The organism is Paenibacillus sp. P36 (assembly GCF_045866505.1).
GTDB classification, from domain to species: Bacteria; Bacillota; Bacilli; order Paenibacillales; family NBRC-103111; genus Paenibacillus_E; species Paenibacillus_E chondroitinus.
In genome coordinates this window covers 12,501-22,832 of the sequence record NZ_AP038372.1, presented here as the reverse complement: position 1 = coordinate 22,832, position 10,332 = coordinate 12,501, and the positions used below count along the sequence as shown (strand labels likewise).

Here is a 10,332-nt window from a genome sequence, read left to right as displayed (position 1 = left end):
CGCTTCGTAAAAAAGAAATAACAAAAAAAGCCACACGATTCATGAAGAATCGCATGACTTTTTGGTTGGGGTATTACCATGGTTACGGAGAGGGTGGGATTCGAACCCACGGAGGCTTGCACCTCGGCGGTTTTCAAGACCGCTGCCTTAAACCACTCGACCACCTCTCCACGATAGCTGTCCCCTCTAGAGGAGACAACCTTGTGCAGTGACAAAAAGCATTGTATCACATAACCTTGCAAAGAAGCAAGTGCTATTTTTTCGTAATGACTTTTACGTTGTTCATGTACGGAACAAGAACCTCAGGCACGATAATTGAACCGTCCGCCTGTTGGTAATTTTCAAGGATTGCCGCCACCGTACGTCCAAGAGCTAGTCCTGAACCATTCAACGTATGTACGAATTCCGGTTTCGCCTTAGAGTCTCTACGGAAGCGAATGTTCGCTCTGCGCGCTTGGAAGTCTTCGAAGTTACTGCAGGAAGAGATCTCGCGATACGCGCCGCTATTTGGAAGCCAGACTTCCAGGTCATACGTCTTCGCTGATGTGAAGCCGATATCACCTGTGCACAGGGATAGCACACGATATGGCAGCTTCAACAGCTGTAGAACGCGCTCAGCGTGCCCTGTGAGCTTCTCCAGCTCATCATAAGAGTCTTCGGGCTTAACTAGCTTAACAAGCTCAATTTTGTTGAATTGGTGCTGTCTGATCAAGCCGCGTGTGTCTCTTCCAGCCGAACCGGCCTCAGACCGGAAACAAGCGCTGAATGCAACAAAATTAACAGGCAGCTGCTCTGTCGTCAAAATATCTTCCCGATGATAGTTCGTTACCGGTACCTCTGCCGTTGGAATTAGGAAATACTCCGAATTCTCAACTTTGAAGACATCTTCCTCAAACTTCGGAAGTTGACCTGTACCTGTTAAACTATCGCGGTTAACGATATATGGCGGCAGCATTTCTTCATAACCATGCTCATCGCTGTGCAGGTCCATCATGAAGTTGATCAATGCGCGCTCTAATCTTGCGCCAAGCCCTTTATAGAACACAAAACGGGAACCCGTTACCTTCGCCGCCGCTTCGAAATCCAGAATGCCCAGCTCTTGCGCCACTTCCCAGTGCGGCTTCACTTCAAAGTCGAACTGTGGAATCTCGCCAACGCGGCGCATCTCCACATTCTCTTCTTCGGAGCGGCCCACAGGGACGCTAGGATGAGGCATATTCGGGATGGAGAGGAGAACTTGCTGTAAGGACTCGTCCAAGACGCGAATCTCGTCGTCCAGCTCTTTAATGCGGTCTCCGACAACCTTCATTTCCTGAATCAGTTCGTCCGCGTTCTCGCCGGATCTTTTACGTCCAGCCACCTCTTGAGAAACGGTGTTGCGGCGATTTTTGAGCTGCTCTGTTTCTTGCAGAAGCTCTCTACGTTTTAAATCTAATGCTGTAAAACCGTTCAGCTCTTCAATCTGCTTCCCACGGTTTTGCATGGCTGCTTGCACGGCAGCCAAATCGTTTCGAAGTAACTTTACATCAAACAAGGAGATTCCTCCGTTAGCGCAAAATGGTTGTATATGGAAGCAAGCACCCTTACCGGAGTATCCGGTGATATCAAGGTGCTTGTACCATCAATTATGCTTGACTTTGTTTTACCATATCTAAGAAATAGCTGTGCAGACGGAAATCGTCTGTCAGCTCAGGGTGGAACGATGCTGCAAGGAGATGTCCTTGCTGCGCCGCAACGATCTGGCCGTCATACGTAGCCAGAACTTCCACACCCGGGCCCACTTTCTCAATCAGTGGAGCACGGATGAAAACAGCGCGAACATTCTCGTCGATGCCTTTGATCGGCAGATCCGTCTCAAAGCTTTCACGCTGACGCCCGAACGCGTTGCGAGCCACCGTAATATCCATCAGCTCGAGGTGAGCTTCCGGCTGTCCGGTGATCTCTTTCGCGATAACAATCAACCCTGCGCAAGTGCCGAAGATCGGCTTTCCTGCCGCAGAAAATTCTCTCAGCGCATCGATGAAACCATAGGTACGCATAAGCTTACCAATTGTCGTACTTTCTCCGCCTGGCAGAATGATGCCGTCAAGCTCAGCTAGCTGCTCTGTACGTTTAACTACAACGCCCTCGGCGCCTGCTTTCTCGATGCCACGAATATGCTCTGCTACCGCGCCCTGAAGCGCGAGAACCCCAATTTTCGTCATTACCAGCCGCGCTCCTGCATACGCTCGGAAGCTTGCAGCTTGGAGATTTCGATTCCCTTCATAGGGCTGCCTAGGTTTTTGGAGATTTCTGCAATCAATTTAAAGTCTGTATAGTGTGTTACAGCTTCTACAATCGCTTTTGCGAATTTCTCTGGGTTGTCCGATTTGAAGATACCGGAACCTACGAATACCCCATCGGAACCCAAATGCATCATTAGAGCAGCATCCGCCGGAGTCGCTACACCGCCTGCAGCGAAGTTAACAACTGGCAATTTGCCTGTTTCATGTACTTGCAGCATCAGTTCATAAGGAGCTCCAAGTGTTTTTGCTTCAAACATCAACTCATCCTTGGACATGCCTTGAACTTTGCGAATTTGACCTTGAATCATACGCATGTGACGAACAGCTTCAACAATGTTCCCTGTTCCTGGCTCACCTTTGGTACGAAGCATGGAAGCTCCTTCTCCAATACGGCGCAAAGCTTCGCCTAGATCACGGCAACCACACACAAAAGGAACCGTGAAATCACGCTTGTTGATGTGATACACTTCGTCCGCAGGTGTCAAAACTTCACTCTCATCGATATAATCAACGCCCAGAGATTCCAGGACTTTTGCTTCTACAAAGTGCCCAATTCTTGCTTTCGCCATAACCGGAATGGATACGACTTTCATAACGTCTTCAACGATAGTTGGATCAGCCATGCGGGATACTCCGCCAGCTGCACGAATGTCAGCAGGTACGCGCTCTAGCGCCATAACAGCGGAGGCACCAGCTGCTTCTGCGATCTTTGCTTGCTCGGCGTTCATAACGTCCATAATTACGCCGCCTTTTTGCATTTCGGCCATACCTGTTTTAACGCGGGATGTTCCTGTTTCCATTCTTTATTTCCTCCTATACCTTCGTACGAATTTATACAGTTTCCTACACGATTCGATAGTAAACTTCTAAACAATTATTTTACATGAAGGAGGGGCATTATACAACCCATTATCTGGTCTAGGAACCGCCCTTGATCCCTTTAAACATATCGCCAAAGAAGTTTTTGATGGAGCGGAACAACAGCCGGATCCAACTTCCTTTTTCGACATCTTCATTGGCAATTAGATCTGCCGTTTTCTCTTGTCCATTGTAGCTAACTTTCACTTTACCAAGCGTATCGCCTTTAGCAATTGGAGCTACCAATTTGCTCTCTTCAAGCGGCTCTGCCGTGATTTTAAAATCAGTATCCTTCGCGCCCTTTTTCGTAACGAAAGTTAAGCCTGTTTTCGTTACTAGAGGCACTTGCGTTTGAACGCCTTTCTTAATGTTTACGATTTTCAAAGAATCTATTTCTTGTTTCGCATTTAGGAAAGGTTTAATCTCGAAATTATTAAAGCCATAATCAAGCAGCTTCCTAGTTTCATTAAAACGCTCAGGTTCTGTTTTCGTTCCCATCACAACCGTGATAAGACGCATGCCGTTTCTTTCGGCAGTTCCCGTAAAGCAGTAACCAGCGTCATCTGTGGAACCTGTTTTCAAACCGTCCAGGCCTGTATACGCATATTTTTTAAAATTAGCATTGGTCGAATTGCCTTCCAGCATCCAGTTCCAATTGATCATAGGCGTTTTATCGGTTGGTCTCAGCTTTAACGAAGGAATTTTCGTAAATTCGAGAACTTCCTTGTGATCCTTGAGGATGTTGTAGGCAAGAATAGCCGCGTCCCGCGCTGTCATTTTCGTTTCGCCTTCAATCGATTGCGGCGGATTCTTCAAATCAGCACGAGAAAGTCCTGTAGCGCTGATAAAATGAGCCTGGTCGGACATACCTAATTGCTTAGCCTTCTCATTCATCATTTTTGCGAAATTTTCCTCGGATCCCCCACCCAGAAGCTCAGCGAAAGCTACAGAGGCATCATTGGCGGAATAAATGGACATCGCACTGAACATATCTTTGAAAGATAATGTTTCATTTTCAGCAATCAACTGGCCGGAACCAATCACATCAGCTGCATTTTTCGAAGCTGTGACTTGGGAGTCCCACGTGAATTTGCCTTCCTTGATGCTCTCCATCGCCAAGTACTCCGTCATCATCTTCGCCATACTGGCCGGTGGAAGTGCCTCATCAGCATTCATTTCATATAGAACGGCACCTGTGCTTGCTTCCATTACAATTGCAGATTTAGCATTAACCTTCAACTCGCCCCCGGTAGGTGCAGTAGTCGTCGCAGGAGCTGTTGTTGCGGCTGGTGTTTTGGTATCTGCGGCGAACGCCGGTTGTATATGTAAAAGTACGGATTGAGCGATTAAACTAACACCTAACACCAAAGCAATCTTTTTCCTTGTAAAACTAAAAAATCTCACAACTTCACTCTCCCTAGTAATTTTTATAACATTTTATATTGTAACACACCCTATTAGACAAAAAAAAGAAGACACAGGTTCAAATCCTGCGCCTCCAATTATAGCCAAATTGTTACAATTATAAGGAGTAGTTAGGAGCTTCTTTTGTAATTTGAATATCATGAGGGTGGCTTTCCTTCAATCCAGCCCCTGTAATCCGTATAAATTGCGTATCATGAATCAATTCTTGAATGTTTTTTGCTCCACAATAACCCATGCCGGAACGGAGACCGCCAACAAGTTGATATACCGTATCAGCTAATGGCCCTTTATACGCTACGCGTCCCTCAATACCTTCAGGAACAAGTTTGCTCTCGTTCTCTTGGAAGTAACGGTCTTTACTGCCTTCCTTCATGGCACCTAAAGAACCCATCCCGCGGTAAACTTTGAACTTACGTCCTTGGAAAATCTCAGACTCTCCCGGGCTTTCATCTGTTCCAGCAAAAAGACTACCAATCATCACGGCACTCGCCCCAGCCGCAATCGCTTTGACCACGTCACCGGAGTACTTAATACCACCATCGGCGATAACAGGAACACCAAATTCTGCAGCCGCTTGTGCGCAATCATAGATAGCTGTAATTTGCGGAACACCGATTCCTGCAATGACGCGAGTCGTACAGATCGATCCTGGTCCAATCCCAACCTTCACCATAGATGCTCCAGCTTTGATAAGATCACGTGTACCGTCACCTGTCGCTACATTCCCTGCAATGATAGGAAGATCTGGATATTGAGCTCTTATTTTCTTGACAGTTTCAGCAATGTTAATGTGATGGCCATGTGCTGAGTCTACTACAATCACGTCAATTCCTGCTTTGACAAGCGCAGCAGCTCTTTCCATAACATCCTTAGAAACGCCTACAGCTGCCCCTACAAGTAAACGACCTTGTGCATCCTTCGCGGAGTTAGGGAACTGAATCGCCTTCTCGATATCTTTGATCGTAATTAATCCCTTCAGACCGAAATTATCATCGACCAAAGGAAGCTTTTCAATTTTATGCTTTTGAAGAATACCTTCCGCTTGTTGCAGCGTAGTTCCTACTGGAGCTGTAACAAGGCTTTCTTTCGTCATTACTTCTTTAATTTTAATGGAGTAGTCATGAACAAAACGCAAGTCGCGATTCGTCAAAATCCCAACAAGCTTGTTCGTCTCATCTACGATCGGCACGCCTGATATCCGGTACTTCGCCATTAGCTCTTCTGCGTCATAAACATGGTGTTCTGGTGTTAAAGAGAATGGGTTTGTGATAACCCCACTCTCTGAGCGCTTAACACGGTCTACATGCTCAGCTTGCAGCTCGATAGGCATATTCTTATGGATAATTCCAATACCGCCTTCTCTGGCCATTGCAATCGCTAGGGCAGATTCCGTAACAGTATCCATCGCAGAGCTGATGAACGGGATATTCAATTTCACATGAGGAGCAAGAACCGTTGAAACGTCGATCTCCTTACCGAACACTTCAGACTTCCTTGGCACCAGCAGCACATCATCAAACGTTAAACCTTCTTTACCAAACTTGTCTTCCCTCACAACACATATTCCTCCTTAGATCTTTTCTCTTCAAAAACTTCGACATAAGCATCCTGCTCACCGTATATGATTGCAATCTTAACAAAAGCCCATTTTTCGTGTCAAGGAAAAGGAACCCTCTAGAGATCGACAACCATCCGAATAAGAACATTCGGTTAACGATAGGAATATGTGCTGTTTGAATTCCATAACAAGAATTGTTCCACACCCTGTTCCCTAGCCGCTTTAATTTGCTCTTTCACATCTACATTCCCGTATTTCTTATGAGGTTTCACCCAAGTTGCTGTAAAATCTTGATACCATGGCCTGATTTCCGCCGTTGGTGCACTTACTCGCATCAGGTTTGAGTTCTTCCCATTCGCATCACTAATGGCTTTGTGAATCACCGCGTAGGGTTGCAGATCAGGATACTTAATACCGTACATCCCATTCGAATAATGGGAAGGGTATAACATTGGCGAGATATAGTGAACCTGCTTGCTAATCATTGACCAGTCCTGCCCTATGCCCATGTCATTGTCCGAGGAGGTTGTTAAACCAAATACGTCAGCGGATAAAAAAACCTCGTTCCCCAGACGCTCCTTCGCCTTACTGAGAAAAGACTCAATGACCTGTGCTTTTGTCCATTTCCTTGGATTATCGAATTTGACCTCCGCGTCAACTCGTTTGCTGTTTTCGGGGAATCGCACATAGTCGAATTGAACCTCGTCAAACCCTAGCTGGGCTGCTTCCTTGGCAATTTGAAGATTATACTCCCACACTTCTTCCTTGTATGGATCCACCCAAGCTATTCCCTTATTATCCTGCCAAACGCTGCCTTGATAAGTCTTCATCGCATAATTGCTTTTCTTCTTACTCAAATATGGGTCTTTAAAAACAACAACACGCGCTATCGTATATATATGCTTGTCCTTTAATCTCTTCAGCGTCCCTTTCAGATCGCGAATGATAACATGGCTATTGGCTCCTATCTCATTCACCATAGGTACGGCCGAGGTGTATGTAACTTGCCCGGAATCGTTCTTCACATCAATCACCATTGCGTTTAAATCGGTTTGATCCACCAAATCAATCAGTTGCTCCAGTTTATTGCCTACCGCAGACCAGGCCGATACATAAATCCCTTTGACGACCTGCTTAGCAGGCATCTGGCGCTGAGCGGATACCTTTACTGGAGGAGTTGCTTGTTTGGATGCTGCTTCTAGTTTAGGTGTAGGTCCTGTATCCGCCGAATGCTTTAAGGATTGAAGCGGAGCCAACTCCTCTTTCACGGCGTCCATCTTCACCGAACAACCCTGTAAAACCAAAAGACAAGTTAATAAAATCCCCACCCATTTGCTCACAAAAAATGCTTTCATACTAATCCCTCCTTATAGGGCTAGTATGGTTTTTTACGCTATTTTGTACTGATGTAAAAAAAAGAGTCTCCTTGGAATTTCTTCCAAAAAGACTCTTTCATTGTGCTTGGCAACGTTCTACTCTCCCAGAACCCTGCGGTTCAAGTACCATCGACGCTGGAGGGCTTAACGGTCGTGTTCGAGATGGGAACGCGTGGGTCCCCTCCGCCATCATCACCAAACAGTCAAAGCGTGGTTTGCGCCTTGAAAACTAGATACGAAACTTGCGTAAAGTAACAATTAGGGGTTTTGGTTAAGCCCTCGACCGATTAGTATTCGTCAGCTGCATACGTTGCCGCACTTCCACCTCGAACCTATCAACCTCGTCGTCTACAAGGGGTCTTACATACTGGGAAATCTCATCTTGAGGGGGGCTTCGCGCTTAGATGCTTTCAGCGCTTATCCCCTCCGTACATAGCTACCCAGCGGTGCCTCTGGCGAGACAACTGGTACACCAGCGGTACGTCCATCCCGGTCCTCTCGTACTAAGGACAGCTCCTCTCAAATTTCCTACGCCCGCGACAGATAGGGACCGAACTGTCTCACGACGTTCTGAACCCAGCTCGCGTACCGCTTTAATGGGCGAACAGCCCAACCCTTGGGACCTACTTCAGCCCCAGGATGCGATGAGCCGACATCGAGGTGCCAAACCTCCCCGTCGATGTGGACTCTTGGGGGAGATAAGCCTGTTATCCCCAGGGTAGCTTTTATCCGTTGAGCGATGGCCCTTCCATTCGGTACCACCGGATCACTAAGTCCGACTTTCGTCCCTGCTCGACTTGTAGGTCTCGCAGTCAAGCTCCCTTATGCCTTTGCACTCTGCGAATGATTTCCAACCATTCTGAGGGAACCTTTAAACGCCTCCGTTACATTTTAGGAGGCGACCGCCCCAGTCAAACTGCCCACCTGACACTGTCCCCATACCGGATCACGGTACCAGGTTAGAACTCCGATACGATCAGGGTGGTATCCCAACGGCGCCTCCACCCAAGCTGGCGCTCAGGCTTCAAAGGCTCCCACCTATCCTGTACAGATCGTACCAAAGTCCAATATCAAGCTGCAGTAAAGCTCCATGGGGTCTTTCCGTCTTGTCGCGGGTAACCTGCATCTTCACAGGTATTAAAATTTCACCGGATCTCTCGTTGAGACAGCGCCCAAGTCGTTACGCCATTCGTGCGGGTCAGAATTTACCTGACAAGGAATTTCGCTACCTTAGGACCGTTATAGTTACGGCCGCCGTTTACTGGGGCTTCAATTCATAGCTTCGGATTGCTCCTAACCACTCCTCTTAACCTTCCAGCACCGGGCAGGCGTCAGCCCGTATACTTCGCCTTGCGGCTTCGCACAGACCTGTGTTTTTGCTAAACAGTCGCTTGGGCCTTTTCACTGCGGCCCCCTCGGGCTATTCACCCTACCGAGGCACCCCTTCTCCCGAAGTTACGGGGTCATTTTGCCGAGTTCCTTAACGAGAGTTCTTCCGCGCGCCTTAGAATTCTCTTCTCACCCACCTGTGTCGGTTTGCGGTACGGGCACCTTCGCCTGGCTAGAAGCTTTTCTTGGCAGTGTGAAATCATGACCTTCGGTACTTAAAATTTCCCTCCCCATCACAGCCCAGCCTTACGGTTAGCGGATTTGCCTACTAACCAGCCTCACTGCTTGGACGAGCATCCATCAGCTCGCGTCACTATCCTTCTGCGTCACTCCATTGCTCATAACGGCTACGGTGGTACAGGAATTTCCACCTGTTGTCCATCGACTACGCCTTTCGGCCTCGCCTTAGGTCCCGACTTACCCTGAGCGGACGAGCCTTCCTCAGGAACCCTTAGGTTTTCGGCGGATCAGATTCTCACTGATCTTTTCGTTACTTATACCGGCATTCTCACTTGTATGCGCTCCACCTGTCCTTACGGTCAGAATTCAACGTACATACAACGCTCCCCTACCCATGCATTGCTGCAAGCCATAGCTTCGGTGGCGTGTTTAGCCCCGTTACATTTTCGGCGCAGAGTCACTCGACCAGTGAGCTATTACGCACTCTTTCAATGGTGGCTGCTTCTAAGCCAACATCCTGGTTGTCTGTGCAACTCCACATCCTTTCCCACTTAACACACACTTGGGGACCTTAGCTGATGGTCTGGGCTGTTTCCCTTTTGACAATGGATCTTAGCACTCACTGTCTGACTCCCGGATTTAAGTTTGTGGCATTCAGAGTTTGACTGGACTTGGTAACCCTTGGCGGGCCCCGCACCCAATCAGTGCTTTACCTCCACAACTCACAACATCCGAGGCTAGCCCTAAAGCTATTTCGGGGAGAACCAGCTATCTCCGAGTTCGATTGGAATTTCTCCGCTACCCCCACCTCATCCCCGAATTTTTCAACATTCGTGGGTTCGGGCCTCCAGTGAGTGTTACCTCACCTTCACCCTGGACAGGGGTAGATCACACGGTTTCGGGTCTACGTCCACGTACTAAAGCGCCCTATTCAGACTCGCTTTCGCTGCGGCTCCGTCTCTTCGACTTAACCTCGCACGGGAACGTAACTCGCCGGTTCATTCTACAAAAGGCACGCCATCACCCATATAGAGGGCTCTGACTTTTTGTAAGCACACGGTTTCAGGTTCTTTTTCACTCCGCTTCCGCGGTGCTTTTCACCTTTCCCTCACGGTACTGCTTCACTATCGGTCACTAGGGAGTATTTAGCCTTGGCAGATGGTCCTGCCGGATTCCGACGGGGTTTCACGTGACCCGCCGTACTCAGGATACCTCTAGGCATACGTTCATTTTGGGCTACAGGGCTTTTACCTTCTATGCC

General features: G+C 47.9%; 6 protein-coding genes, 1 tRNA gene and 2 rRNA genes (1 of these 9 cut by a window edge). All 9 read right to left on the bottom strand.

The features are described 5' to 3' along the window. Nucleotides 1-85: 85 nt before the first annotated feature. Nucleotides 86-170: transfer RNA gene (locus ACKTT9_RS00090), tRNA-Ser, on the bottom strand. Between the two features lie 83 nt (nucleotides 171-253). Then, nucleotides 254-1,534 carry a serine--tRNA ligase gene (gene serS, locus ACKTT9_RS00085; RefSeq protein ID WP_157318584.1) on the bottom strand — a complete coding sequence of 427 codons (1,281 nt, stop codon included), beginning with the start codon at nucleotides 1,532-1,534 and terminating at the stop codon, nucleotides 254-256. Between the two features lie 91 nt (nucleotides 1,535-1,625). After that, entirely contained in the window at nucleotides 1,626-2,204 is a 579-nt protein-coding gene (pdxT, locus tag ACKTT9_RS00080) for a pyridoxal 5'-phosphate synthase glutaminase subunit PdxT (protein WP_127453476.1), read from the bottom strand. Beyond that, on the bottom strand, nucleotides 2,204-3,085 hold the full coding sequence (gene pdxS / locus ACKTT9_RS00075; protein ID WP_127453478.1) for a pyridoxal 5'-phosphate synthase lyase subunit PdxS: 882 nt from the start codon (nucleotides 3,083-3,085) through the stop codon (nucleotides 2,204-2,206). Before pdxS ends, pdxT begins: the two co-directional genes overlap by 1 nt. Nucleotides 3,086-3,203: 118 nt before the next feature. Further along, the gene (locus ACKTT9_RS00070; RefSeq protein WP_407870071.1) at nucleotides 3,204-4,547 is read right to left on the bottom strand and encodes a D-alanyl-D-alanine carboxypeptidase family protein; all 1,344 of its coding nucleotides are present in this window, start codon (nucleotides 4,545-4,547) and stop codon (nucleotides 3,204-3,206) included. Nucleotides 4,548-4,665: 118 nt separating this feature from the next. Further along, the gene (gene guaB, locus ACKTT9_RS00065) at nucleotides 4,666-6,123 is read right to left on the bottom strand and encodes an IMP dehydrogenase (RefSeq protein WP_407870070.1); all 1,458 of its coding nucleotides are present in this window, start codon (nucleotides 6,121-6,123) and stop codon (nucleotides 4,666-4,668) included. A 155-nt stretch (nucleotides 6,124-6,278) separates the two neighbouring features. Further along, a complete protein-coding gene (locus ACKTT9_RS00060; protein ID WP_407870069.1) occupies nucleotides 6,279-7,481 on the bottom strand; it encodes a putative glycoside hydrolase in 1,203 nt (400 codons plus the stop codon). A gap of 104 nt (nucleotides 7,482-7,585) precedes the next feature. After that, nucleotides 7,586-7,702, bottom strand: a 5S ribosomal RNA gene (gene rrf, locus ACKTT9_RS00055). 67 nt (nucleotides 7,703-7,769) lie between these two features. Then, nucleotides 7,770-10,332, bottom strand: a 23S ribosomal RNA gene (locus ACKTT9_RS00050) (it continues 352 nt past the right edge of the window).

Bases quoted from the DNA above. Each gene is read 5' to 3' on its own strand.
- pdxT (WP_127453476.1), bottom strand. From the start codon at position 2,204: ATGACGAAAATTGGGGTTCTCGCGCTTCAGGGCGCGGTAGCAGAGCAT.
- ACKTT9_RS00060 (WP_407870069.1), bottom strand. From the start codon at position 7,481: ATGAAAGCATTTTTTGTGAGCAAATGGGTGGGGATTTTATTAACTTGT.
- pdxS (WP_127453478.1), bottom strand. From the start codon at position 3,085: ATGGAAACAGGAACATCCCGCGTTAAAACAGGTATGGCCGAAATGCAA.